Below are 26815 nucleotides of genomic sequence, written 5' to 3'. Positions count from 1 at the left end.
ATTTTAATTATTTTGTATCGTTTTCAAACGGCACTTCCAAAAGTGTAATTCAAACCTTCATTAACCGGGCTTACGGGCCAAAACAAACAAGTCGTCGCCGCGATTCGTGACAGAATATTTTCCTGCAAGCAGCCATGTGAATTGCAAAGTATAGTCGGTATCTGTTGCAGTGGTAAGGCAATGTATGATGTCTTTTCGTTGTATTTCAAAGCCAATATTTTGAAGTTGGTAGAGCACATCATTAAGTGTATATTCCCGCACATGAAGCGGGTAAAACCAGGGCGGCAACGCCTTGAGTGCCAGATCCAAATGCACAATGGAGGCGGCGTTTGGAGTGGTGATCAATAAAAATCCGCCGGGCTTTAACACACGCAGACTTTCGCGTAACGCGGCACGAAACCCCAGTTGATAAAACCCCTCGTTCAGTTCGCCGGGTTGATCTGATAAATGTTCAACCACTTCAGTGGCTACAATTACATCAGCAAGCCCATCCTGCAGAGGCCACGGAAAGCGCAGATCGAAATCAGTGTTCTGCCATTGCACATGCGGCAGGTCAGCCCTCCATAAATCTGTTGCCACACTATCTCCGCCCAATTCAAGCACATGCATGCCCGGTTTATCAAGCGGAAGAATCTCTGAAAGCCATTCAGATGTGATGAACATGCGGGGAATGTGAGTCTGCCAGTTTTCACTCCATTCCTTTTCAATATTTCTTTGGAGGCACGACGCGCTCACAGCTTGTTTATAGCGATCCAGATCCGAAGAAGGGATATTTTTAACTTGCGAATATAGTTTCTGGTTCTGCAATTTTGCATCGATATGCCATGCTTGTTTTGCAAGCCAGGTCAAACTTCGTGCAAACGGGCGCAAAAGGAACCGGATTATTATTAGAAGGATGTTTTTGAAGGTGTGAATCATTATTTTTAAATTTTATCCAGAGTACAGGGAAAGATTACCGGCGCCTTAATAATCTGGCAAGCCAGTTCCTGGGAGCAACAGATTTATTTTTTTCGAAAATCACGAACATCTGGCCGTAGCAGTCCGGGCTGATCTCTTGAAGGTTTTCGATAACATAAAATTGTATTTTGAATGCCGGTGAATTTTGTACGATTCGCAAGTTGAATTGCTCAACATCGTATAAGCGGCTAAAGCGTGCGCCTTCGCCCCAAAGATGTTTTTTTCCTTCTTTATCCACCCATCCTGAATTTTGTTCAACTCGATATTTATCCTCAAAAAAGAAAGGAACGATGAGTAATTTGCCGCCAATCGTTAAAACGCGCTGGGTTTCCTGAATAAAGTGAATATCACTATTTCCTTCGAAATGTTCAAAGGAGTTGTGAAGAGATATTTTACTGATTGATTCATCTTTTAAGGGCATATTAGACGCATCTCCGCCAATATCGTCGCCATGAATTCCTTTTTTAAGATAGTAAAGATCCTGCCTATAAACCTTACACTTGTATTTCTCTCGTAAGAAAAATGCGAAGGGACAGTTTTGTGCCGCAATATCGATATAAGTGTCAGAAGGTTGTAAATCAAGATGTTTATAGCTTATATAATATTCCAAAAATTTCTGATCATTAACGCCTTCACGATCATCTTTATACATTGTCTTGAAATTTTGAAAATCTGCGACGTCAACACGAATTCGAATAACGGGGTTCCCGGTTATTTCCTCAAATTGTTTAAAAAGGTGTTCCATCATTATGCTCCTATCTACCTGCTGCGAATTATTTGGATGTATCCATGGGGGTCAATCTTCATTTTTTATCCATTCTACCAATTGTCCAACACGGGCCTGCCAGTTATTTTCAGCGATAAATGCATCGATGTCTTCCAAGGGCAGTTTCTTTTCCCGTGCTTCGCCGACCAGTTTTATGAATTCCTCGCTGGTTCTTGAGCGAAGAAGACCTGGAATGCCCAGCAAAGGTTTTAGATCAGGGACAACGACCGGGCGACGCATGGCAAGGTATTCATATAGTTTTAGCGGACTGGTGGCCTGAGTAATGCTGTTCACTTTCCAGGGGATGATCGCCACCTCGGAGTGAGCCAGATATGAGGGCAGGTCGGTCTGTGCTTTTAGTCCCAGAAAATAAAGATTGGGCGGAGGAGCAACACATTGACCGCGATAATCTCCCACAGCGACTACTGCGGCTTGTGGATATGCAAGTGCGGTGGCGGTCAATAAATCCCAATCAAACCAGTCGCCCCATAAGGCTCCGATATAAAGGGCAGTCCAACTGGCGCGGGGCAAATCCAATGGGCGCTTATATTGACGAAGAGGGTTGAAGAGGCGGCTGTTGACCGCATTCGGCATCATACCAACGGGGCGATTGCTTGCCTTTTCCATTTTTGTTTGCAAAATAGGGGCGGTTGCGATCAGACGATCACTAATACGAATGATCTCCTGCTCAACATTGGGAGTGTACCACTCCCCGCCCAGGGAAGAATCCCAGTCATCGATCATTTCGTAGACGAGCCTGCCGCCATTTTGCTTGATGGTTTGCATCAGGGGCAGGAAGTCCTGCGTGGGCAATTCCACGATACATTGAATATCCATGTTGACCAGTAACTGCTCATACTTCGCAGAAAAATCAATCCAGTAAAACCGGCTCAGTTCAGACACGAGCAAATTGGGATGCGCAATATGGACAACAGCCTGTTGATGTTCCCATTTTGGGTATCGATTAATATACACCACCCAATATCCCTGACGCAAAAACTCAAGCGCCAGTTGAGTGGTTCTGGCTCCTCCGCCTGTATCATCAATGGGTGTACCGCACAGTAAAAAGATCAGCCCCTTTGTTTTCGCCAGTCTTTTTGCATCAATCGCATCCTTCCGGCTGGCGCCTTTTAGAAAGCCGCCGGCTTGGGCGATCCGTAAGCCAAGAGTTTCAATCCATTGCGAGGATAAAAGCTGTGTCCTTAGTTTTTTGCTGGCAATCATTAATACAAGCGCAAAAACCAGCGCCGCGCTCCAGGCCATCCACTCCTGATTCTTTGGCAGGTATATTAATAGAGCGCCAAAAGAAAAAAGGGCGGCAATTAACATTAACAAGCCAAGAATCAACTGTTTGGCTACATGTAAATACAGCGATGATTGAATGCCCGCTTCGCCATTGCCGACGGACCAGGAGTAGGCCTTCTGCCACAATTCGCTCAAACTGGTGGGCGCCATCCAATCCACCACTGCCGAAGGGACAAAAGCCCAACGGCTGGCGTAGCGTTTTAATTCCAGAGCAAAGTATGTATCTTCACCAGTTAAGGTCAGCCATTCAGGGTAACCGCCGGCTCTCATCCAGGCGCTTTTTGTAAAAGCAACTGAGCGTGAAGAAGGGATAAATTCCTGCGGGTTTATTTCTGAAAGGACCGGCCAGCCTTTATAAGGAACGACCTTTCCTTGTTTATCCACGGCAGTGTACCAACCGCAAACCACTTCTGTATTCGCGTCAAGCCGGAATGGGGCCGAAATATTTTCAAGCCAATCCTTATGCGGACGGCAGCCAAAGTCGGATACAACAATAACCTCATGGCTGGCCTTTTCAATTGCCAGATTTCTTCCAGCCGCAATATTAATTTTCTTTCAGTGATCAACTCAACATGGATCTGACTATCTCTGGTGCGCTCTTTCAACAATTCCAGCGTACGATCAGTGGACCCAGCATCTACAATAATGATCTCGTGCGGGAGTAGAGACTGACTGAGAATTGCATCTGCCCATTCAACCGCATTGCCTTCTTCATTATAGACAGTAGCAATGAGGGATATTTTCACCTCAGGCTGGTCACGCTGCCCGAGCAGCACACGGCGCGGCCAATATTCACCGAACAAAAGGTCATCATCAGTATAGAGTGTGACCTGACTGTTATCTTCCAAAAGATAGGTTTCTTCCAATGCACGCGGACGTTTGAAAAAGGGGATTCTGCGCAATGTATTGATCTGGTCAGCAAATTTGTAAAAGAAACCTTTAACAAAGCCGCGCCAGCCGACCATGCGCCAAACCTTAATGCCGCGCCCAATCAATCGCAAAAGTCTTTGTAATCTTCCTTCTCCAGATTGTAAACGCCAATACCAGGGAAGTTTGCGCGGCGACGCGCCAATAATAGCCAGTTTTTCAAGAATAAGAGAAGCGCGCGCCGCCCATGAGTTGATACTTGCGGCTTCTTTAAGCACTGCCTGTTTCTTTTCATCAAGGCGATAAGACAAGGCCGCATCAATCTGTTTTGACCATTCGTCTACTGTGGAAGCGATCAATACGAATTCACCATAGCGCACAGTTTCCTGCATCGGGCTTGCGATGACCGGCTTTCCAGCTGCCATATACTCAAATAATTTTATTGGCGAGGTGGCATTGGTGATTTGATTAACTTCAAACGGGATAATTCCAGCATTAAAATAAGCCAAATAATCCGGGAGTTCCTGGTATGGTTTTGCTCCAAGCCAGTGAATATTCTTTGCCTCCAAAATTTGACTCTCTTGCAAACTTTGGTCATGATCCACGCCGATCAATACGAATTCCAGGTCTTCCCGCTTCTGAGCAAGTTCTCGCAATAAATCATAATCAAACCAACGCGCCATGGCGCCATGATACCCAATGATCGGCTTGCCTTTCTCCACAATCGGGCGCAGATCATCCGGCAGACTGGAAGGGTGTATCGCTTTTGAAAAATGATCCACATCTGCGCCGTTTTGGCAGAGTACACAGTCTTTTCGTAAATTAACCGCCTGATTGTACAAATTCTGAGAAGTGGTCAAAACCAGATCGGCCTTGATCAAATAGTCACCATGATCTCTTTGTAAGCGTACCTGCTCACCGTGAAAAACTGAAATCTCATCCAGATAATCGTAAATAACCCGCTGGGAAGGGAAATATGCCAATAATGGGATATTCCATGTCAGCGCATAAATGAACGCGTTTGGCACAACATGAAAAGTATCAGATGGCGCCTGACAGACGATCAGTCCATCTTCCACTTCGTCAAAAACAGGCGGCCATGAACGCAAGGGTTGCAAATAAAAAACCAACGCACCCTGCTTCGCCAGAAAACGAGCCAATTGCTGCGGCCTCTGAAACATGGAAGCTTCCCAGGGCAGGCTGGGAGCAAAAATAATGATCTGACTTGCATCTGTATGTTTTTTTACAATTTCAAGTACCTGCTGTTCAGCTTCGTTATAACTCAACACGACCTCCGTCGGATAATTCCTTAATGATCCTGCCAACCCGGGCTTCCCAGGTATTTTGGCGGGCAATCTCGATCAATTGCTCAATATACTTTTCAGAGTCAATAACTGCAAGTGCCTTATGAAGCTGGGCACGAAATTCGGCGGCATCATGCGCGATGAATACGGCTTCATATTTTTCGCACTCTGGAAGCGCGGTGGAAACTACAGGTTTCTGACAGGCGAAATACTCAAACAACTTCACAGGTGAAGTTGCCAGCGTGATCTGATTAACACAAAAAGGGATTATCGCAACATCGAAGCGCCATACATATTGAAACAGCGCCTGATATGGCTTATGCCCCAGCCAGGTTACATTTTCACATTCCAATAAACGAGTCTGCCCCAAACTATGGTCGTAATCGATACCGATCAGCACAAACTCCATTTCAGGGCATTGCTCGCACACTTCGATCAGCAGCTCGTAATCAAACCACTCAGCCAGCGCGCCAGTATAGCCGATAATTGGCTTCTTTTTGCTGATGATCTTCTGTAAATCTTCGGGAACCACCTCGCCTGTTTTCGGCGCATTTTGAGCAACCCAATCAAAGTCCACCGCGTTGGGCAACAACAGAGTATTCTCACGAACAGCCTGATCTTCCATCAAAAGCTTATTGCTGCTTGCCAGCGCCAAATGTGAATATCTTAAGAGTTCATCATGATCCTGCGCCTGTCCCGCTGAAACCAAAATATCATCGCAATGATCGTAGATCACAACCGGATTCTTCAACCACGAAATCATCGGCGCAAGCCAGGGTGAATTCACATAAAAGATCGGGGCGCTCAATTCACCAAACGTCTCCAACGGCGCAGGCGTCACAAACAGCATCGGCTCCACTTCCTGAAATCCCACAAATGCATCGGAGCGAAGATTATCTGTATGATAAAAAACCAAATAATTTTTTCGCGCAAACTGGCGCGCCATCTGTTGATAGCGTTGAAACATATACGTCCAATCTACCGTGGGAGAAAAGATGACCACGCCCGCTCTGTTTGGATGTTGGGAAATGATCCCGCTCAACGCGCGCCCAGCTTCCAGGTCCAGAAGGATTCGTTCCTCCGTCCGACTGAAAACGCCAACGACATAGCCGATCCAACGAATGATCTGAATCCAGCCAATGGATAAAGAACCGATCACGCCTAACGGAAAACTATCCGCTGTTTCGAATGACATTCGCCAGCCTTTGAGAATCGGAAAAACTATCAAACCCAACAGCAACATGGTAATACCAAAAGTTGGCCGCCAAAAAAATAATGCCCCGCTGACAAAAATCAACACACTGAAAAGAAGCATGAACCCAAGCTGTTTCCAGATAACAGGCGCAAACAAACCCAGGCCGCCTTCGCCGTACGCAGATCGAAAAGCCTGCATAAAAATATTTTGGCCTGTTCCAATGGAATCAGCAACTGCTGTTTCCACGATCAAATGGCTGTGATTTGTGTTTTGCAAACGCAGGTTAAAAATCTTTCGAGCTTTATCTACATCAGCATTAGCAGGAAATCCGCCCGCCCGCGCCCACGCCTGTTTGCGAAGCAGCATAAGATCACCGGACAGATACTCAAGTTTCGAAGCATGATGAGCAAGCACATACGATCTGCCAGCACCGTGTACGTTATTTTTTCCAAGCGCGAATCCTGAATCAGGATTTGCAAGCATGGCATCGGCCATCAGCTTCAACCAGTTTTTATGTGGAATCATATTTGACGATGCGATGACCAGCAATGAATTTTTGACTGACTGAATGACTGTATTTAGTTTTTCTCCGGCAGAACCTTGATCACAAATCAAAAGTATCTCATCTTCATCCTGATCCAATTGAGACTTAAAGGCATTCAATGCTGACTGCACGCTTTCCAAAGTGTCCTGATAACAAAGAATCACACTAACCGGCAACCGGGCAGACTCCAGTGGAATGATCGTGTTTAGAGTAACAGCCTGAGACCGTTCTTCAAGTTGATAGACATTCCAAAAATGGCGATAAAACATGGTTATTTTTTTAAGCAGAGGTGTTTTCATGATGATCGATGGAAATGCGTTTATTTTAGATTGTATTTCTGAATTGATTCTACTGCACAAATGAAGGCTACATGCTATTTTCAATCCACTTTGCGGCGAACTGTGACAATACCTGCAAATGGGAAATCATGTGGGTGGGAGCAAAAACAGTGTCATATTTTTCAATGTATTCTTTTGCCATGTTCATAATTATCAGCAATACAACGACACTCACGGCGCCCAAAAATATTGAGCGAAGCGCCGGCTTCCAATTTTCCTTCTTAAGCATTATGTCCCATATCATTGCGATCACCAGAATTTCCAGAGCAATGATCACCAAAAAATATCTGGGCTGGGAAACAATGACCGCATGTAATCCAACTTTAAGTGCAATCGTCAAAAGAATGGGGCTGATCCATTTAAACAGGCGTCTCTCCGTGAAAGAAAAGAACACCGCAGACAAGAATAGTCCATGAATAAGCGGCGGATAAAATTGAAGCAGGGGCAGTAGTTTTTCTTGCAGCGCCGCGGCATTCCTGCGGTAACGATGCGGCAAGGCCCCTTCAGCAGTCAGGCTCCACGGCACGATTTCTTTGTCAATATTAAAAAGATAATACAAGCTTGATCCGGTCATCCGAATTGTATGAAAACCGGGGCGAAGAATAAATTCCTGCCAAACCAGGCCGGAAGCCTGCTGTTCAAAATCTTCATCCTCAAGGATTTCAGGATAATTCGTCTGCAAGTAAGGCATGGGACTTATCCAGCCCAACCCGGCACCGGGAATATATGCCCCTAAAATAGACACGCCAAAATGGTGGGTGGAAAGTGCGTAGCGGCCAGTTGCCATTCCACGCTGAATGATCAAAGCGCTGAATAAAATACCGGTTAAAATCGCTCCGATGGAAAAATTCCGTACCCACTTTTCCTTCTGCCATCCAAGAATAGTAACGACGGTCACAGGAAGCAAAATAATCAGCATTTCCTGGCGAATGGCAACTGCTGAAAAATAAAACAGACTTGCCCATATCGGATATCCGCGTTTTTGAATTACCAGAACACGCACAGTCAAAGATACAAGCCCAATAGTGGGAAAAATGATCCAGTTGTCTTGAGCAAGAATGCCGGAGAAAAGAATCTGTCCGGGCCACAGAGCAAGTAACAGGCCGGACAAGATGCGAGCCCGGCGTGAAAAAATATCCCTCCAAATAAGAAAAGGCAAAACAGCTGATAATCCAGAGATGCCTGCCGTCGCCCAGCGGGCTACGTCTTCAGACGGGTATGGAATAGCTCGAAATAGAATGGATAAAATAAAAGGCAGGCCGGCGGAAAAATACTGCCAGTACACATTGCCTTTTGCCAAAACATCTTTTCAAAAGATAATGCCAGATCGAAGATGTTGTAAAAATCTGAAAGAGGACGGCTGGGATAGGCGGTGACAAAAAATAAACGCGGGAAAACCCCAGCCGCTACGATCAGAAAAAAAAAGGCGATCTCAAACTTTAAGTCCTTGATGGTTATAAATTTACTGATCCTGGTTAACATGCCGGCATACCTGTTTTTTTTATGAAAAGAGGATTCAATCATATTAAGATATTCTCTTGAGATTGAAATCTATTTTTTTAAAAAGCCGATTGTTTTGCGATATATATATCGCAGGCGTTCAAGAGCTTTCCAGCCGCGGCTGTTTTCCATTTCTTGAATGCGCGAATTTAAATGTTTGTTTTCAAGGATTAACGCATCCATTTTTTCCTGCGCCAATTGCAAGTTGTTTTTTACTCCTGACATTTCGTCATCGACTGTCTGCATTTGTTCAAATCGTTCAAATATAAATGCAAATGTTTCTTCGACTGTCGGTGTATGCCCAAAGCCATTTAGCAATTGAATGGCTATCTCCGCATTCTTCGCGGCCTGTAAACGCAAGGACGGAAGAAGCGATTGAATATGTTTTTTGGTAACTTCGCGCTCCTGCCAGGCACGCTCTAAAGATTCGCCAAATCGTTCATGTTCGTTCAGCGGCAAAACAAAAGCATCCAAAGCATTTTCTTCCATCATCGATTGCACTTTGGGGTCATAGGATAATGCCACCATAGGCGTGGCTGCGTTTAACGCCAGAATGGCAGCATGCAGGCGCATGGCAACAACCAGATCGCATTGTTGATATAACGCCTGCATTTCGGCGGCGGAAAGAACCTTGTCAATCAGAAAAACATTTTGAGAATTGGCAATTTTTTCAGCAACCATCCGGTTTAATGCCAGGTCATCTGTAAAATTACCTTCTGAATTAATCTGGAATGGGGTCAAAATTATTTGGGCATTATGGCTTCTGATAAAAGCATCCAACTGGGAGGCCAATGAAGATGTCCATTGATCGACAGCGATCTCACGCTCCCAATATCGAAGCGAAACAGCGATCAGCGGGCTGCCTGTTGCGCGGGGGAAATGACTGATCAACTCAACAGCTTTTTTATGGTCATCCTGCGACGGTTCGAGAGAGAAGACCGGGTCGGTCGTCACAATGACAGCAGCCGTTTCAACATCACAGCCAATATTCTTGATCAACACTCTGGAACTTTGATCCCGGAGAGTAATCGCCATGCACATGGAAAATATGTCCCTTGTCTGTGCGCGCGCTTCCATTGAATAAAGCGGGCCTACACCCACCGCATATAACATGCAAGGCTTGCCAAACAAATGAGCCAGTTTAACCAAAGTGCCATACGTAGTGATCCCGCCGTGTTTTTTTCGGAAATACGTCTCAGGTTCGACCCCCCAATAATCCTGAAAAAGTCCGCCACCGCCTACGAGCACAAGGTCTGAGCGCTGTACGCTTTTGGCGAGTTCGGTAATTTCACGCCAATGCACACTTTCCACGTTGAATTTTTCACGTGTAGCGTCCGGGTCAAATGAAGCCACAATAAATTGCAGATCGTTTTTTTGTTTTCTTAAAGAGGCCATGATCGCGGCCAGAAGAGCATCATCACCCAGATTGTTTCCGCCATAATAACCGCCGATCAAAATGCGTTTGCTCATTAATTCCCATCCCGTGAATATGTGCTGCATGTTGTACAATGATATCCATCTGCGGTGAGCAGCCAGGCTCCCCCGCATCGGCGGCAGTGAGAAGCCGGCGTATGAAGAGTTTCACCTTTTTTTTCCAGCGCCCAATCCCAATGTTGTTCCCAAACTTTGGCTTGAGTATCCCATGTCCATGGCATTTCCATCGCCTGATGACGGATATATTCTGCATAATGCGGCGCGCGGACGAGCTGAACAATTATATCTGCCGTCTGCTGATGTACCTCAGATGACTGATGGTCGCCAGGAACCAAAAACCCATTGTAGCCATGCTTGATCGTTTCACTATATGCCCCCAATGGAGAGGCAATTGGAATGCAACCATGTTTCATAGACTCGGTAGCCCCCATACCAAACGCTTCGATGATTGTCTGTAAATGAAATGATATATTCGAGCGCTGTAAATATTTAAAAACATTTTGCTGCCCCTGTGTACCATGGTAGATCACACCGGGCGCAGAAATCATTTTGTCCATCCCGCCCCAAAGCGCATCCCCGCCAAAAACATGCAGCTTAAACCGCTCATCTTTTTCACGCAAAATATTAAGCACCTTGATGGCGGCATCCAACCCTTTGGATGGGTGGCTGGCATAAATCAGTGAATACGGATCACGTGGAAAATGTGTATGCCACCATTTCGTAGAAAGTACGGCGGCGCCATTGTAAATACTGATCAATCTGGCAGATGACACCCCCCATTCATTTTCCACAGCATGGCAGATAAAATTACTGACTCCAACCGCATAATCATATTGCAGGGAACTGACACCTTGAACGCGGGTAATGCCATGCAGCCAAATCTCCCGCAACCGAGCCTGAATATTAAGCTCCCGTGCAGATTCAAGGCTCAGCGCGCCACCGCTGCTGGTGAGGATCAAGATATCCACGGTTTGTGCGATCGTCGCATTCGCTAGAGGCAGATAGTCCACGCCTTTATGTTTCACTGCACGCGAAACATGACTAATAATCGATACTCGATGTCCAAGTCTGGCGAGCGCTTGCGCCAGCCGAATGCGTGCAATAACCCCGCCCCCTATTCCTTTAATATCCGGAGTTGCGGGATCATATAATATGTGCTGATCGGGGCAGTAAATAACAACTTGATAGGCCATGCGGGCATTGTATCATGGCGCGAATAGGATAAAAAAGAATATAAAATACGCTAAATGTGACATATTGGATCATATGACTTTGCCGGCTGATTTATATCCATCTACAGGGCGGTCTTCCCCAAAAAGCTCCTTACTCTTTATTAATCCAAATCGATCTTTTTAAACTCACACAACAGCGTTTAAGTCATTTGGGTTATTAAGAATTTCCTCTGGAGCAACGCCAGGCATTGTGAAACAGCCCCTGATTTAGGGGTGTTTTTTGGTTTTCCTTACTTTGCAGACACTTAAGGAAATTGTAAGCCTTTTCTTAGGCTCCAAATCAAATTCAAGCAAGTAAAATACCAAGGCGACTTTTCATTATGCAGAGTTTTCAAAAAGTTCTTTTTTCGACAGAAGTTAAACAATTTATGATGTCGCACAATCAAATTACAGGAGATAAAATTGAAACACTTATCCATTAAACCATTCACGATTATTTTAGCTGTGTTTGTATTATTAACCGTGTTTGCTGCCCCAACGCAAGTTCGCGCGGGAGGCCCGCCTACAGTGAGTAGTGTTACATCCGCTACAGCAGACGGGGCTTACAAGGCTGGAGATACTATTCAGATCGAAATATTGTTCGACCAAGTAGTAAATGTAACTGGAACTCCGAGGTTGCTTTTAGAGACAGGAACAACCGACCAGTATGTAAATTACACAAGTGGAAGTACAACAGATACGCTAACTTTTGACTATGTTGTTCAAGCTGGCGATGCATCTGCTGATCTTGATTACGCAGCCACAAACTCACTTGACTTGAATGGCGGAACCATCAAAGACTCAGCCGATGCCAACGATGCTACTCTGGCTTTACCAACTCCAGGAGACGCAGGCTCCCTCAGAGGCAGTTCTGCTATTGTTATTGACACTGCAGCTCCAACGGTGCCCTCATTTACAGCCACCACCCCCTCCACGAGTCTAAACATTCCAGTCACTGCTTTTACGGCTTCAGATAACACCAGCGTAACCGGGTATCTGATCACTACTTCCGCTACGCCGCCTTCTGCTGGCGATGCAGGCTGGGCTTTGACTGCGCCCACTACCTACACAGTAGCCAGCAATAGTTCTTATACCCTGTATCCCTGGGCAAAAGATGCAGCGGGCAATATCTCTATAGTCTTTGGCACACCACTTACAGTTATGGTAGATGCCGCAGCCCCGACAGTAAACACATTTACCATTACTTCTCCATCTGCAAGTTTCTACATACCAATCACAGCTTTCACCGGGTCAGATAACATTGGTGTGACTGGGTACTTAATTACCACGTCAGCCGCAAAGCCTGCCTCCAGTGCTGTGGGCTGGTCTGGCACAAAACCAACATATTTTACAGTTGCTAGTAACGGTTCCTATACCCTCTATCCCTGGGTAAAAGACGCGGTGGGAAATGTTTCTGCCGCATTTGGTTCTCCGCGTGCCGTTACTGTGAATGCTCTAAAAATTCTATTCGGTACATATACAAGTTTGGATCTACAAACAAGCATCGGTGAAGTACCCGCCATGAGTAATTGGCTGACCAGTAACGGCGCCAGCGGCGTCACCTTTGCCGGAGATTTTATTGGAATTACATTTAACCCGGTTTGGAATATCCCACATGAATTGGATGCTGCATGGGATGCTGGCTTCATGCCATTTATAAATCTCATGCCCAGTGAACCCTGGGAAAAACCTTATGGTTATTATGATGAGAATTGTGAAACCGCTTATGATATTGCCGGCGGTTTATGCGATGCTAAATTAACTGTCTGGGCAGTGGAATTCAAAAAGTGGGCAGGCAATACAAAACAAGCCTATATTGCGCCCATGCCTGAAATGAATGGGGATTGGACGGCTTACGCATCAGATGGTCCGACATTTATTCAAGCCTTTATCCGCATCCGCACCATCTTCAATAATGCAGGCGTGCCGCGAGACGCAGTGCGTTGGGTGTTTGCCCCCAATGGTTGGAATAACCCCACCTACTCCTGGAAACAATTTGAATATTTTTACCCGGGTGATGCGTATACCGATATTATTTCTTTCAGTGCGTACAACTATGGCGGCTGCCCTACCCAATATGCTTCCTGGGATAAGTTCGATACATCCATGAAACCTTATCTCGACCGAATGCGAGTTATGGCGCCATCCAAGCCGATCTTTATTTCGCAAACCGGTGTGCTCAGTGTACCTGTCAATGCGGGTGACCCAAGCCAAACCAAGAGTGCCTGGATAGAGGATACTTTCAGTAAACTGGCTGATTATCCTGCTGTGCGCGCAATTATCTACTTTAATAAGATCAACACTTATGAAGTTGTCGGCAATTGTACGGCTCCAGATTACCGTATTTACTACGGCGGCTCAAGCGGCGAAACTGGTTTCCTGAATATCATGAAGGACTCACGTTTTGAAAAGTTGGATCTTAACAATTCCAAATGGGACGATATCACAACTGTATATTTAGGACCCAGTGCGATCTTTAATGACGTGCCAGTATCCTACTGGGCAAATAGTTATATTGAACGCCTGTATAGTGCCGGCATTACTGGTGGTTGTGTGCTCAGTCCCTTGCAATACTGCCCCGACAGCACAGTTACTCGTGCCCAAATGGCGATCTTCCTGGAAAAAGGAAAAAATGGCTCCTCCTTTGTACCTTCCGCCGCCAGTGGAAATGTCTTTAGTGATGTACCCGGTACTTATTGGGCTGCCGCATGGATCGAAAAACTGGCACAGGATGGCATTACTGGAGGCTGTGGCAGCAATATCTACTGTCCTGATAATGCTGTAACCCGCGCTCAAATGGCGATCTTCCTTTTGAAGGCTAAATATGGCTCAAACTATACACCTCCTCCAGCGATAGGCACCTTTACTGACGTACCCACAACATACTGGGCTGCCGCGTGGATTGAGCAACTCGCACTGGAAGGAATCACCAGCGGATGCGGCGGCTCGAACTACTGTCCTGATAACCCGGTCACACGCGCACAAATGGCGATCTTCCTGGTAAAGGCGTTTAATCTGCCATAACAACCAACTAATAAAAAGATAAAAAAGCACATTCCTTACGGAATGTGCTTTTTATCGGCGGGATCGAATATCATCCCCTGTGGGGACCAAAGACTGAATGCAAAAACGCGCCCCTTGCGGAGCGCGTTTTCGTGTATGGCGGGGAGGGCGGGATTCGAACCCGCGACTGGTTTTACCCAGCACTCACTTAGCAGGCGAGCCCATTCAGCCACTCTGGCACCTCCCCAGTTTTTTGTAGTAGCGACTTCTTACATTCGGCTAGTCGCACAAGGACAGTTGCTAAAGCTGTCACTACGGATCAAATCAGCCTGGCGGAGGGGGTGGGATTCGAACCCACGTTGGTGTGACCCAAACATGTTTTCAAGACATGCGCCTTCAGCCGCTCGGCCACCCCTCCAGGCGAAAGCGATTTTACCATATATAATCAATCATCATGCAAAAACAAACGGACTACGATGTCATTATCATTGGCGCGGGAGTGGCCGGGCTCACCGCCGCCCTGCATCTCGCCGAGCGCGGACTGAAACCATTGATCCTCGAAGCAGGTGAAATTGCGGGCGGGCGTCTTTCAGGGAATAAAGAAATAAAGATAAAAGACCAGAGTTTTCCGTCTGAACATGGCGTACATGGCATCTGGTCATCGTATGTTAATCTCAGACATATGCTAAAACGGCATGATGTCGTTTCGCAATATACCCCTGCGCTTGATGAACAATGGATCTATCGTGTGGGCAATTCAGTGCGGCGTGTGCCGATCGGAAAAACGATTCGCCGCAGCATGATCCCCGCGCCATTTCATTACATTCAATTATTTTTTTCGCCGGGCTTTTGGGGCATGTTAACTCTGCGTGACCTGCTTTCCATTTTCAATGTCTGGTCTGTGCTGGTGATGGCGATTGGCATTGATCCCTTCGTTGAAGATCAACCGCTCGCGGGGTTAACCTTTGGCAAAACACTTAAACGCTGGGGACCTGCTTTTCGCTCGCTATTTTTCGGTCTCACCCGCAACGGCCTCGCCACCGACCCCGATCAGGTTCCTCTGGCGGGCTTTCTTGCCTTCCTGCGCTTCTACACGCTCATGCGCCGCGATGCCTGGGCATTTGAGTATCTTCCCAATGGCGGCGGCGATGTCTGCGAAAAACTGTCAGCGAAGATCATGAATCTCGGAGGCGAGTTCAGATTCAAGTCCAGAGTGATTCGAGTTGAAAAAGATGGGGACTGGATCGCTCACTGGGAGCGGGATGGACTCACAGGCGCTGACTCTGCCCCATTTATCATCCTCGCATCTGACTCACCCGCAGCTGGTTCAATTATCAAAAGCAGTTTCCCTGCTGAGACATTTTTCTTCCCGCATGGACTCGGGCACGCAGTCATCCGTTTGTGGTTTGATGCGCAGCCAAGAAAAGGACCCGAGTCTGGAATGTTCAGCGGCGATTTTGTGATGCATAATTTTTTCTGGCTTGAAAAAATTTATGCGCCTTATAAAAAATGGCACGAAGAAACAGGCGGCACTTGCATTGAAGTGCATGTTTATGGCCCGCAAAAAGTACTGGCACAGCCCGATGCGGTTTTGATCGCCAATGTCATCACTGATTTTTATCGCGCATTCCCCGAATTAAAAGGACATTTGATCGCGCCGTATTTACAGCGCAACGAGGCCACACACACGCTGCCTGAGATCGGCGAACGCGGTACACATCTTGGAATTGAAACACCGTGGAAAAATTTATTTTGCGCCGGTGATTGGGTTCGTCACGAAACGCCCGCCTTCTTTTTGGAACGCGCCTGCGTAACCGGCATGGAAGCCGCCAACCGCGTACTCATTGCGCGCGACATGGAAACATGGGATATAAAATCATCTCCGCCGCCCGAGCCAATGGCCGCATGGATCGAAAGTTTAATGATGAAGGGCAGAAAGAATAGAAGAAAGAGAGTGATAAGTAACAAGTAATAAGTAAAAAGGTTGAAAGTTAATTAACTTTCAACCTTTTTATCGTTGATGTATTTGCCGAAAAGTTTTTATCACAAAGTAAAAAAACAGCGTCACTCCGCGTCGCTTTCTCACTTCTCACTTCTCACTTCTCACTTCTCACTTCTCACTTCTCACTTCTCACTTCTCACTCTTCTCCTAAATCACACCCAACTTCTTCCCCACACTCTTAAACGCATCCAAACCTTTATCGAGATCGTCCTTCGCGTGCGCGGCCGAGATCATCACGCGGATTCTCGCTTTGCCTTGCGGCACGGTTGGGAAACCGAGCGCCATCGCGAAGACACCCGCATCAAATAACTCACGGCTGAATTGTTGTGCGAGCGGAGCTTCACCAAGCATGACAGGTGTGATCGGGGTTTCAGTCACACCGGTATTAAATCCGAGAGTCTTCATTTCGGCTTTGAAATATTTTGCGTTTTCCCACAGCTTATCCACAAGTTGAGTCGAGTCTTCGAGCAGGTCAACCGCCGCGAGACAAGCCGCCGCATCGGGCACCGTCACCGCTGACGAAAACAGGAACGGACGTCCACGCTGACGCAGCCAATCAATGATGACTTGTTTACCGGCAATGATTCCGCCCACCACACCAAAAGCCTTAGACATCGTACCCACTTCCACATCCACTTTGCCGTGCAAACCGAAGTGATCCACGATACCACGTCCGCCTTTGCCAAGTACACCTTCGCCATGCGCATCATCGACCATCAGCAAAATATCGTACTTTTTCGCTACTTCATAAATATCAGGCAGCGGCGCAATGTCACCGTCCATGCTGAAGACGCCGTCGGTCACGATCAACGCGCGACGATATTGACTCAAATTGGCCTTGATCTGTTCTTCCAATGATTTCACATCATTGTGCTCATAAGGAATAATTTTCGCGCCAGATAAACGCGCGCCGTCAATGATCGAGGCGTGATTCAATCTGTCTGAAAAGATCACATCTTCCTTGCCAACCAGCACAGGGATCACCGCTAAATTTGCAGTGAAGCCCGATTGAAATGTGATCGCGGCTTCAACACCTTTAAATTGTGCGAGTCTTTTTTCAAGCTCAACATGCAGTGACATTGTGCCTGCGATCGAACGCACTGCCGCGGGGCCAACGCCCATTTCATCTGTCGCTTTTTTCGCAGCCGCTACCAGCGCGGGATGATTCGCAAGCCCCAAATAATTATTCGAGCAGAAATTCAAAACCTTCTTTCCATCCACCGTCAGCCATGCGCCTTGCGGCGAGCCGATCGTGCGGATGTTGTTATACAGCCCCTGCGATCTCAAGCCATCGATCTCTTGCTGGATCCAATCAGTTTTTGACATGTTGATCTCCTTGGTACAAATATTATAGCGACACAATAAAAAATGGGTGTCACAAATACATCATGACACCCACTCATTATTCTTTTCTAATCTCTGCCAGCAGCCCCAACTCTGTCAGCGCCTCTATTACTTTTTGGATGGCTCCTTCTTTGACAACCACCGCCGTCGGACTTAATACTTCACCCAGAAATTTACTCGCCTTCGACTTGCGAATCTCTTCTATAATCTCGGGCCTGCTGACTCTTAGCACAAGCAGACTCTCCACCCGGGCCTCAGTGCCGTGCGCATCCCATTGCTTAAGCGCCTTCACCAGCGCCGGCGGGACCGTTCCGCTTGTATATTTCACCAGCAACGCCAGCAGCTGCTCGGCTTTCAGTCCCTGCTCTTTAGCATGCGTCAAAGATTGTGATGTGACTTGATATTTATATTCATCAGCATATTCTTCACCCCACTCACAAAAGCGCGAAACCTGATAACGCACAGCGCGGGAAAAGATCGCGGGAAGGTGATCTTTCCGTTGGAAGTAACTACTAATTTTGTCTGGTCTTAGGTCGGTCAGCTTTTGACTTCTCAACGAAAGAAGAATAATACGAAACGCCGTTGCCAGACCATTCGCTTCCGGGAAGCCAGATCCGCCATTCCCAGCCAGTGCAAAGTTTGAATGAAATACTTGATCAGTGCGCCGTCCACTTGATCCCAGTAGGCAAATCCACGCAGGAATTGGCCATCTGATTCGCGTTTGATAAACCACGAGTCATAGTCACCGGCGGGGCGTTGATAATCTGGAAACTTCTCTTTGATGTTGCGCACAAAAGCGGGAATGCTCCACCATTTATTTTGCGGAACGGAATTCACCAGATCGAATAAAAATTCGCGGGTCACCAGTGGTTGATTCTTCCACTCACCTTCACAGAGAATGCCGGGCAGCAGCCGCAGTTCATCAAAGGTCTGTGAAACCTGCCAGGCATCAGTCAATATTTTTAATGCATCTACACGTGAAGCTTCAAGAAAAGACTTGATCTTTTCCGCTTGAGGTGCGCTTTTTTTAATAATTCTGCTGTTGTTAAAAGGGCTGTAAGCTGCGGGTCAAACTTCCAATCGGTTTTACCCAAACGCAGTGCTGCGAGATAGGTCGTTGCATCATCAAGGATATGATCTGATGCAGGAATCTCGAATGCTTTTTCAACCGGAGTTGCAAGACGGCCTAATGGTTCAACAACTTTTCTGCCCGTCTCCGCGATTGTTTCTTTCATTTCTTCATCAATGATCTCGAACAGGTCATCGGGGATGTAGGCAAATTCCTGCGCGCCTTTATCGGCATCGAAGAAGGCTTTGGCAAGCAAGGCGCGATAAAAAAGATTCTCTGCGGGAGAAATCGGTTTCAGGTGCGGACGTTCACGGTCACGTTTGGCTTCGCCCATTTCACGGATCTCGCCGAATTTACGCGCGAAGGAAACCCATTCCATTTTGCCGCCTGCTTCAACGAGGGAGAGTAGGGCGGCACGTGCGTCAGCGGAGAGAATCTCCATTGTTTCCCGAACAGCTTCAAAGTCGAGGAGGGATGCGGAGAGTTCTTCAGCGGCAGAGTCTGCTTCGGTTGAATCCAGTTCAAGTCCCCACAATCCGGCAACGATACGCAGATGTCCCATATCTTTTTTTTGTAGTGAGTCAAGCAGGTTTGGCATTTTTTGATTCTATCATCCCTTGTGCAGGCGGCGAAGGAATTTTATTTTATCCTTTTACAACTCTCAAGGCCTGCGGCAAAATTTGAAAATTTACACTGCGCAGGTTGCTTCCAAAACTGGTAAACACTTCACCGTCAGCATGGATGTAAAGCGGCAGGTCTGATGTGATGCTGAATGTTTTAAATTTCCCCATGCGGATCTGTTTGAAGCGCATGTGTGTGCCGTTCATGAATTCGGGCACGAGACGGAACATGGTGGGACGGGAAACTTTGTTGACGGTCAGGAATTCCATGATGCCGTCGTCATTTTTTGAATCGGGCGAGAGCATGAATCCGCCGCCTTCACGCGGACCATTGCACAGGGTAAGCATGATGACATCCTCCTCCCATTTTTCAGTTTCTGTTGCGATCTGCATTTTTGCGGGATTATGATTCATGATGATGGTTTGAATGACCGCGGTGAGATACATGAGAAACCCTTTGATAATGGGCAGTTTGTGCGTGCGGATGGTGACCACTGCATCAAAGCCAATACCGAGGGTGTTATCAAAATATTCCCTGCGTCCATGTTCATCGGTCATTAAGCCGATATCTATGGCATGAATATTTTCGGCCTTGAGCGCGTGCGCCAGGGCGTGTGATGATTTTTGCGTTACCCCCATGGCGTAAGCAAAGTCATTGCCGGAACCGATCGGGACGATGCCCAACACCGGCCGTTTCTCTTCGGGGACTTGCATCAGTCCATTCATTACTTCATGCACAGTGCCATCGCCGCCCATCGCAACCACCATGTCATACCCTTCTTCTGCGGCTTGTCTGGCAAGCTCAATGGCGTGAGTGGGATAAACCGTTCCGCTCCAGGTCAATTCGCCTTTGAATTCCTGCGCAACCGGGCGCAGGTCATTGGCTGTTTTCCAGGCTCGTCCCATGTCGGCCATGGGATTAAGAATGAGTTTTACTTTACGGGGCATGATGGCTCCTAGAATTGGAATTTAAATATATAACCCCGCAATCCCATCAAAGTGGCTGGTTGTCTATAATTATTTATCGGCTGGTTTTTATTTTTATCTCATGCAGCGGACCTGTGGCTCCGCTTGCGACCACATATTTTCCACGATGATGTTTTTTGGCTTGATACAAGGCAATATCTGCCGCGCGCAGCAGATCGCCTCCATTTTGAGCATGGATCGGATACACAGCGATACCGGCAGTAATGCCAAGTTTTATTTTACTTGTGTCCTGACTGCCATTATGTGGAAGCGAATACCCGGCCATTAATTCAAATATCTTGGTGGTCACGCTTTGGGCTTCGGTCACACCGGAGTTCCGCATGATCAGGGTTAATTCATCGCCGCCATAACGGGCAAGAAAATCAGTGGCGCGCATATTTTGCGCAAGATAATTAAATGAGGAATAAAGGATCTCATCTCCAAACGCATGTCCGTATGTATCATTGACTAATTTGAATCCATCAAGATCCATCATGACCACAGAGAATTGCGTTTCCATCCGGCGCGCGTACCGCACTTCTTCCTGCAAACGCTCATCCAACGCATGACGATTGGGAAGTCCGGTGACGCTATCTGTATAAGCCTGCTGTGTCATTCGCCTGTGCAGGCTGGCATTGGAAATGGCGGCGGCAGCCTGGTCGGCAAGCAAGCCAAGCAGACGCAGCTCAGAACGCGTAAACGCGCCAATAATGGAACGTGAAAGATTCATCACGCCGACAATTGAATTGTTAAATTTCAGGGGAATGCCAATGATCGAACCGCTCCAGGTATTCATTCCGTCCTTATAAAGCGCATGGTTTTGGATATCCTCCACCATGATCAATTCAGCTCTTTTTGCCACTTCATAGGTCAGTCCGCTTGAACGGGGGAAAGCGATGGGTTTGTTTTGAACACCATCATTGGTTAGAGAAGCACCAAACTCCAGTTTGTTTTCATAGAATAAAAATATATGCGCGGCGCGGGCATTTTTTATCAGCCGCATGGCTTCCGCGACAACTGCATCCAAAACAGTTTGCAGGTCAAGGCTGGAGGTAAGGTTTAATCCGATGCGTCTGAGTGCATCCAATTCATCGGCCTGTTGTTTTACCAGACTCATCAATGCGTGTCTTGAAATAATTTCCTGTGTATAACTTTTTACCTGATCATCCTTTTTTTGCTGTGTGGATGATGCTCCCGCCTCAATTAAGACTTGAATCAACTTTAAGATACCCTCCCGATCTTCAAGAGGGATGGTGTTATCTTTTTCAATAATTTCCCAGGCACGCTGAAAAACCCCAGCACGCTTCTGATTTTCAGTGTTCATTCCTGCCTTTTTATCACGCCATAAAAAACATCACAACGACCCGTATGTACTATCTGGTACAAACTTGTCCGATTATCAAACATTTTTCAGCGTCAATTATACTGTGTTAGAATAAAAATCATCCATTTAATTAAGAGGCAAATGTGTCTGAATCACCGAAACCCTTCGATAAAAATCCCTCCTCGGGAACTTCGCAGGACAAGCCTGCTCCTGCCACACCCCTGAATCCACGCCAACGGGGAATCATCATTGGCGCATCTGATGGGATAGGCGCGGCGCTTGCCCGCAAGTTGACAAAAGAAGGCTATACCCTCGCACTTCTCGCCCGCCGTCAGGATAAACTCACAACCCTATGCAATGAAATAAATACCAGTACCGGAGAAGTGCGCGCTTTGGCGTATGTGCATGACGCAGCTGAATACGACAAAGTTCCTGCGTTGTTACATAAAATCGTTGCAGACCTCGGCGGACTGGATGTAGTGGTCTTCATGGCTGGCGTGAACTTCCCGCCTGGACTGAACAACTACAACTTCGAAGGCGACCGCAAGATGATCGAAGTCAACGTGATCGGCGCCATGGCCTGGCTCAGCCCCGTGGCGGAAATGTTCCAAAACGCAAAAGCCGGACAGATCGTTGGCATCTCTTCCGTCGCCGGTGACCGCGGACGGATCGGCAACCCCGGTTATAACACCTCCAAAGCCGCACTAACCACTTATCTCGAAGCATTGCGCAATCGACTCACCCGTCACGGCGTGAACGTGTTGACTGTAAAACCCGGTTTCGTAAAAACAGAAATGGTCAAAGCTGCACAAGGCGCAACCCCTTTTGCAATTGAGCCTGAAAAAGCAGCAGAAGATATTTATCAGGCCATGCGAAAACGCAAACAAGTAATTTATACTGCATCCATTTGGCGCTGGATCATGCTCATCATTCAACACGTGCCATCGGTGATCTTCCGCCGCATGTCGTTCTAGTCATCACTCAAACCCCTAAAGGTCTTGAAGACCTTTAGGGGTTATTTTCAAACTCCCATGAAAAAAACATTTCACACAACTCGAAAACTTTGGTCACTCGCATAGCGCGCCGTCGTATCTCCATCAAATCAACATAACCGAAGAAATTCAAGAAGCTTTCAGCCTCGCAAAAAAAACGGGACTTTCCGTCACCGCGCGTGGCGCCGGGCGCAGTTATAACGACGCCGCATTAACCGGCGGCGGAATCATTTTGGATATGCGCGGCATGAACGCCATCACCCGCTGGGACAAATCCACGGGGCTTATCACCGCGCAGCCCGGCACAACCCTCGAACAGATCTGGCAAAAAGTGGAACCCGATGGCTGGTGGCCGCCTGTTGTATCAGGCACAATGAAAACAACTCTCGGCGGATGTCTGAGCGCAAACATTCACGGCAAGAATAATTTCAAGATGGGACCCATCGGCGAACACGTTGTTGAATTTACCGCCATCCTGCCCACCGGCGCAGAAATCACCTGTTCTCAAAACAAGAATGCGGATTTGTTCTACGCCATGATCAGCGGACTTGGAATGCTGGGCATCTTCACATCCGTCACCATGCAAATGAAACGCATCTATTCCGGACTTTTGACTGTGGACGCGTTTCCCGTACAGAATCTACACGAACAGCTTTCCAGCCTGCTCGAAGGCGCTCCCGACCACGATTACATCGTCGGCTGGTTGGATTGCATCGCCAGCGGAAAATCCCTTGGCCGTGGACAAATTCACGCCACCCGTTATCTGCATGAAGGCGAAGATCCAAATCCGCAGGAAACGATGAAGATCAAGAATCAGGTTTTACCGCCGATGATCTTTGGCGTCTTCCCCAAATCACTGCTGCATTATTTTATGGCGCCCTTTGTGAACAATTTCGGTACCTGGGGAGTTAATACCGCAAAATATATTGCGTCATTACGTAAGCACACCTTCCGCCAATCTCATGCCGCCTTTCACTTTCTACTGGATTACGTCCCCAACTGGGAATATTCCTTTGGCCGCGGCGGATTGATCCAATATCAATCTTTTGTTCCAAAAGAAACCGCCGAAGCCGCGTGGACCGAAGTCCTTAAGCTGGCACAAAAGAATGGCTTGCCTTCATATTTGGGCGTAACCAAACGTCACCGCCCTGATAAATTCCTGCTCACTCACGCTGTAGATGGTTTCTCACTCGCGATGGATTTCAAAGTCACGAACAGCAACCGCGCACGGTTAAGCGCCATGTTACAACAATTTGATAAGATCATTTTGCAGGCCGGCGGCAGATTCTATTTCGCAAAGAATAGCGAAACCTCCGCTGAAACCGCGCAGGCTTTTTATGGCGAAGAGACTCTGGCTGAATTTAGAAAATTAAAAAAACGCTGTGATCCGCATGGTCTGCTTGAATCAGACCTGTACAAAAGAATTTTTGGAAATTGATATATTGCAGGGGCGCGGTGACGCGCCCCTTATATTTTATCGGTATGAAATTAAACATCATTGACCTTGGCTTGATCGAATACGAAACTGCATGGAATTTGCAGAATGAGTACGCGGCGGAGATCGCAGAGGGAAAACGCCCGCCGACACTTTTGCTGCTTGAGCACCCTCACGTGTATACTTTTGGACGAAAAGGCCATGCAGAAAATCTGCTTTGGAATGAAGAACAGTTAAAGCAAAAAGGAATTTCCACGCATTGGGTGGATCGAGGCGGGGATGTGACTTATCACGGGCCGGGACAATTAGTAGGCTATCCGTTAATTCCACTTACACCGATTAGACCTGACAGGTTTGAGAATGATTCTTCAAGTACTGAAATCGACTCGATAAAACCTGTCAGGTCTGGTGTTAATTCTGACTATGTAGGCTATGTCCGCAGGTTGGAGAAAACTCTGATCGCGGCGCTGATGCATCTCGGAGTGGGAACAGGTCAACGGTCCGGGATGAGCGGGGTTTGGGTGCAAGCGGATGTCCATTCGCGATGTCAGAATTGCAAACCGGAAGATAAGGAAAAGCCGGCCAAGATCGCAGCGATCGGCGTCAAGGTGGATGCGCGCGGAGTCACACGTCACGGCTTCGCTTTGAATGTCGATCCTGATATGGAATATTTCGAGGGCATTATCGCCTGCGGATTAAACGAGCCGGTCGTTTCACTGGCTGATCTACTCATGCCTGTTCCTACAATGAAAAAAGTAAAACAGGAAATTACTCAGGCTTTTGAGCAGGCGTTTTAATTCTCAAACAACTCGCGGACTGAAGTCCGCGCTCCGAGCATAATTCCAATCTTTTGGGTGATTGAACAAAAGAACACTTGCTTTAGAATTCTCTTTATCTTACATTGGAGGCACAATGACTTCCCCAACCCGTTCAAAAATATCGCGGCGTGATTTTCTTAAACTTGGCGGCACACTGGCCGCCGCATCATTTGCCGCTGCGTGTTCAGCAGATCAAACACCAACCGCCACACAACCACAAATTGAACCGCCGGTTCCACAGGTGGTTCCGCCGCAAGCGCCGGCAGTGACCGCTCCGCTGGCGGTGATCGCATTGAATCGCATGAGCTTCGGTCCGCGCCCTGAAGATTTCGATGCGTTCAACGCACTCGGCGCAACCGATGAAGAACGCCTGCGTGCTTATGTCAATCAACAACTCAATCCTGATTCGATTGACGACAGTGAATTTGAAACGCGTTATACCGCAGCCGCATTTGAAACTCTGCACAAATCACACGAGCAGCTATACGCGGATCATATCGCCAGCAATCCGTATGATTCCAACGATGATACCTATTGGGATTGGTACAGCAAACCAACTTATGAATTGGTTGATGTAACTTTATTGCGTGCTGTGTACAGCCGCAAACAATTGACAGAAGTGCTCGCGGATTTTTGGCACAACCATTTCAATATATTTTTCTGGCAGGATGACGGTGTGCCCTTGCTGGTCTCTTACAACCGCGATGTATACGCAAACACATGTTCGGAAATTTCAGGCAGATGCTGGAAGCCGTCGCGCAGCATCCGTCGATGTTGTATTACCTGAATCAAAACAACAGCTCCGATGCGGGTCCCAATGAAAATTTCGCGCGTGAGTTATTTGAACTACACACTCTCGGCGCAGAAAATTATCTGGGGGTGCGTGACCCGAATTCAGTTGAGAAAGATGCGAACGGTCTTGCAGTCGGATATGTTGATAACGATGTCTATGAAGCGGCGCGGTGTCTCACCGGCTGGCGCATCGATGATGATCTCGGCGATTGGGAAGATGGAGTCGAAAAAACCGGCAACTTTATTTACTACAAATCCTGGCATGACCGCTTCAACAAATTGGTGTTGGGACGTTACATCCCCGCCGATCAAGAGGATTTAAAAGACGGGCGCGACGTGCTCGATCTTCTGGCATCACACCCGGGCACCGCGCGTCACATCGCCCGGAAACTTGCCCGTCGATTAATCAGCGACTCGCCATCTGACGCAGTTGTGCAGGCCGCCGCGGATACCTTCCTCGCATATAAAGATGCGCCCGATCAACTCAAACGCGTGGTTGAAACCATTTTGTTGTCACCTGAATTCAGCCAGACCTTTGGCGCAAAGATCAAACGTCCGCTTGAAGCAGTGATCTCCACGATGCGTGCATTGAATACAGACTTCACGAAAATCCCGAGCGGCGTTTCGTGGATGCTTGGCTTGATGGGACAGGCACTCTTCGAACGCCGTCCGCCGGATGGCTACCCCGATGTGAAGGAAGTTTGGGCAAACTCAATGTCCATTTTATATCGCTGGAATTTTGCAGTGGGCATCACCGAAAACTGGCTCGACGATGAGCAGGGACATGTGATCCGCACCGATGTATATTCACAAACTCCGGCAGACATACGCACCGCAGAAGGACTCGCAGATTTCTGGATCAATCGTATTCTCAACCGCGCCATGTCTGAAAGTGACCGTGCTGCAATCATCGCTGTGATGGCGCAGGAATATGGCACGCAAGAGCAGCTGCCCGATGACCACGTGCAATATGTTCTGCCTGCCATGGTGGAAGTGATACTGATGAGTCCCGACTTTCAATGGAAATAA

The 26815-nt window shown here is 47.4% G+C and carries 19 protein-coding genes, 2 tRNA genes and 1 pseudogene; 6 read left to right on the top strand and 16 right to left on the bottom strand.

What is annotated here, in order from left to right; all coding sequences use genetic code 11:
* Positions 1–60: 60 nt before the first annotated feature.
* The 8 genes from IPL71_RS00500 to IPL71_RS00465 all read right to left on the bottom strand — a co-directional run bounded on the left by IPL71_RS00500 (position 61) and on the right by IPL71_RS00465 (position 11403).
* A complete protein-coding gene (locus tag IPL71_RS00500) occupies positions 61–849 on the bottom strand; it encodes a methyltransferase domain-containing protein (RefSeq protein WP_345318015.1) in 789 nt (262 codons plus the stop codon).
* Between the two features lie 103 nt (positions 850–952).
* Complete coding sequence (locus IPL71_RS00495; protein WP_345318014.1) at positions 953–1705, bottom strand: class I SAM-dependent methyltransferase; 753 nt, start codon at positions 1703–1705, stop codon at positions 953–955.
* A 48-nt stretch (positions 1706–1753) separates the two neighbouring features.
* Positions 1754–3412 (bottom strand): glycosyltransferase family 2 protein, encoded by a 1659-nt coding sequence (locus IPL71_RS00490; RefSeq protein WP_345318013.1) that lies wholly within the window; start codon positions 3410–3412, stop codon positions 1754–1756.
* A complete protein-coding gene (locus tag IPL71_RS00485) occupies positions 3355–5181 on the bottom strand; it encodes a glycosyltransferase (protein ID WP_345318012.1) in 1827 nt (608 codons plus the stop codon). Before IPL71_RS00485 ends, IPL71_RS00490 begins: the two co-directional genes overlap by 58 nt.
* Positions 5171–7237 (bottom strand): glycosyltransferase, encoded by a 2067-nt coding sequence (locus IPL71_RS00480; RefSeq protein WP_345318011.1) that lies wholly within the window; start codon positions 7235–7237, stop codon positions 5171–5173. Before IPL71_RS00480 ends, IPL71_RS00485 begins: the two co-directional genes overlap by 11 nt.
* Positions 7238–7304: 67 nt before the next feature.
* A complete protein-coding gene (locus IPL71_RS00475) occupies positions 7305–8576 on the bottom strand; it encodes a glycosyltransferase family protein (RefSeq protein WP_345318010.1) in 1272 nt (423 codons plus the stop codon).
* Between the two features lie 251 nt (positions 8577–8827).
* Positions 8828–10276, bottom strand: a complete 1449-nt coding sequence (gene csaB / locus IPL71_RS00470) for a polysaccharide pyruvyl transferase CsaB (RefSeq protein ID WP_345318009.1) — start codon at positions 10274–10276, stop codon at positions 8828–8830.
* Positions 10246–11403, bottom strand: coding sequence for a glycosyltransferase family 4 protein (locus tag IPL71_RS00465; protein WP_345318008.1), 1158 nt, complete (start codon positions 11401–11403; stop codon positions 10246–10248). The genes csaB and IPL71_RS00465 overlap by 31 nt, the downstream gene beginning before the upstream one ends.
* A 441-nt stretch (positions 11404–11844) precedes the next feature.
* On the opposite strand from IPL71_RS00465, the gene IPL71_RS00460 reads away from it, so the two are divergent.
* On the top strand, positions 11845–14445 hold the full coding sequence (locus IPL71_RS00460; protein WP_345318007.1) for an S-layer homology domain-containing protein: 2601 nt from the start codon (positions 11845–11847) through the stop codon (positions 14443–14445).
* A gap of 136 nt (positions 14446–14581) precedes the next feature.
* On the opposite strand, the gene IPL71_RS00455 is transcribed toward IPL71_RS00460, so the two are convergent.
* Positions 14582–14671 (bottom strand) — tRNA-Ser (locus IPL71_RS00455).
* An 83-nt stretch (positions 14672–14754) separates the two neighbouring features.
* Positions 14755–14842, bottom strand: a tRNA-Ser gene (locus tag IPL71_RS00450).
* Positions 14843–14878: 36 nt separating this feature from the next.
* On the opposite strand from IPL71_RS00450, the gene IPL71_RS00445 reads away from it, so the two are divergent.
* Positions 14879–16396, top strand: a complete 1518-nt coding sequence (locus IPL71_RS00445; RefSeq protein ID WP_345318006.1) for an FAD-dependent oxidoreductase — start codon at positions 14879–14881, stop codon at positions 16394–16396.
* A 177-nt stretch (positions 16397–16573) separates the two neighbouring features.
* On the opposite strand, the gene IPL71_RS00440 is transcribed toward IPL71_RS00445, so the two are convergent.
* From IPL71_RS00440 to IPL71_RS00415, 6 genes are all read right to left on the bottom strand, one after another.
* The gene (locus IPL71_RS00440; RefSeq protein ID WP_345318005.1) at positions 16574–17752 is read right to left on the bottom strand and encodes a glycine C-acetyltransferase; all 1179 of its coding nucleotides are present in this window, start codon (positions 17750–17752) and stop codon (positions 16574–16576) included.
* Between the two features lie 76 nt (positions 17753–17828).
* Positions 17829–18233, bottom strand: a complete 405-nt coding sequence (locus IPL71_RS00435; protein ID WP_345318004.1) for a helicase-associated domain-containing protein — start codon at positions 18231–18233, stop codon at positions 17829–17831.
* An 89-nt stretch (positions 18234–18322) separates the two neighbouring features.
* The gene (locus tag IPL71_RS00430) at positions 18323–18727 is read right to left on the bottom strand and encodes a hypothetical protein (protein ID WP_345318003.1); all 405 of its coding nucleotides are present in this window, start codon (positions 18725–18727) and stop codon (positions 18323–18325) included.
* 14 nt (positions 18728–18741) lie between these two features.
* A complete protein-coding gene (locus tag IPL71_RS00425; RefSeq protein ID WP_345318002.1) occupies positions 18742–19437 on the bottom strand; it encodes a hypothetical protein in 696 nt (231 codons plus the stop codon).
* 46 nt (positions 19438–19483) lie between these two features.
* Positions 19484–20407, bottom strand: coding sequence for a diacylglycerol/lipid kinase family protein (locus IPL71_RS00420; protein ID WP_345318001.1), 924 nt, complete (start codon positions 20405–20407; stop codon positions 19484–19486).
* 73 nt (positions 20408–20480) lie between these two features.
* Positions 20481–21749 (bottom strand): sensor domain-containing diguanylate cyclase, encoded by a 1269-nt coding sequence (locus tag IPL71_RS00415; RefSeq protein WP_345318000.1) that lies wholly within the window; start codon positions 21747–21749, stop codon positions 20481–20483.
* Between the two features lie 143 nt (positions 21750–21892).
* On the opposite strand from IPL71_RS00415, the gene IPL71_RS00410 reads away from it, so the two are divergent.
* From IPL71_RS00410 to IPL71_RS25680, 4 genes and pseudogenes are all read left to right on the top strand, one after another.
* Positions 21893–22723: an SDR family NAD(P)-dependent oxidoreductase gene (locus tag IPL71_RS00410; RefSeq protein WP_345317999.1), complete on the top strand. Its 831-nt coding sequence runs from the start codon at positions 21893–21895 to the stop codon at positions 22721–22723.
* Between the two features lie 127 nt (positions 22724–22850).
* On the top strand, positions 22851–24179 hold the full coding sequence (locus IPL71_RS00405) for an FAD-binding oxidoreductase (RefSeq protein ID WP_345318779.1): 1329 nt from the start codon (positions 22851–22853) through the stop codon (positions 24177–24179).
* A 17-nt stretch (positions 24180–24196) separates the two neighbouring features.
* Complete coding sequence (locus IPL71_RS00400) at positions 24197–24973, top strand: lipoyl(octanoyl) transferase LipB (protein WP_345317998.1); 777 nt, start codon at positions 24197–24199, stop codon at positions 24971–24973.
* A gap of 115 nt (positions 24974–25088) precedes the next feature.
* Positions 25089–26815 (top strand): annotated as a pseudogene (locus IPL71_RS25680) (DUF1800 domain-containing protein).

Origin of the sequence: Candidatus Villigracilis proximus (assembly GCF_016717045.1) — a bacterium.
Lineage (GTDB): Bacteria > Chloroflexota > Anaerolineae > Anaerolineales > Villigracilaceae > Villigracilis > Villigracilis proximus.
Note: the sequence above shows the minus strand (reverse complement) of the source record. Positions and strands in the feature narration are given on the sequence as shown.

Excerpts from the sequence above, each read along its gene's own strand:
- IPL71_RS00415 (WP_345318000.1), bottom strand. The coding sequence starts at position 21,749 with ATGAACACTGAAAATCAGAAGCGTGCTGGGGTTTTTCAGCGTGCCTGG.
- csaB (WP_345318009.1), bottom strand. The coding sequence starts at position 10,276 with ATGCAGCACATATTCACGGGATGGGAATTAATGAGCAAACGCATTTTG.
- IPL71_RS00495 (WP_345318014.1), bottom strand. The coding sequence starts at position 1,705 with ATGATGGAACACCTTTTTAAACAATTTGAGGAAATAACCGGGAACCCC.
- IPL71_RS00420 (WP_345318001.1), bottom strand. The coding sequence starts at position 20,407 with ATGCCCCGTAAAGTAAAACTCATTCTTAATCCCATGGCCGACATGGGA.
- IPL71_RS00440 (WP_345318005.1), bottom strand. The coding sequence starts at position 17,752 with ATGTCAAAAACTGATTGGATCCAGCAAGAGATCGATGGCTTGAGATCG.
- IPL71_RS00445 (WP_345318006.1), top strand. The coding sequence starts at position 14,879 with ATGCAAAAACAAACGGACTACGATGTCATTATCATTGGCGCGGGAGTG.
- IPL71_RS00425 (WP_345318002.1), bottom strand. The coding sequence starts at position 19,437 with ATGCCAAACCTGCTTGACTCACTACAAAAAAAAGATATGGGACATCTG.
- IPL71_RS00465 (WP_345318008.1), bottom strand. The coding sequence starts at position 11,403 with ATGGCCTATCAAGTTGTTATTTACTGCCCCGATCAGCACATATTATAT.
- IPL71_RS00480 (WP_345318011.1), bottom strand. The coding sequence starts at position 7,237 with ATGAAAACACCTCTGCTTAAAAAAATAACCATGTTTTATCGCCATTTT.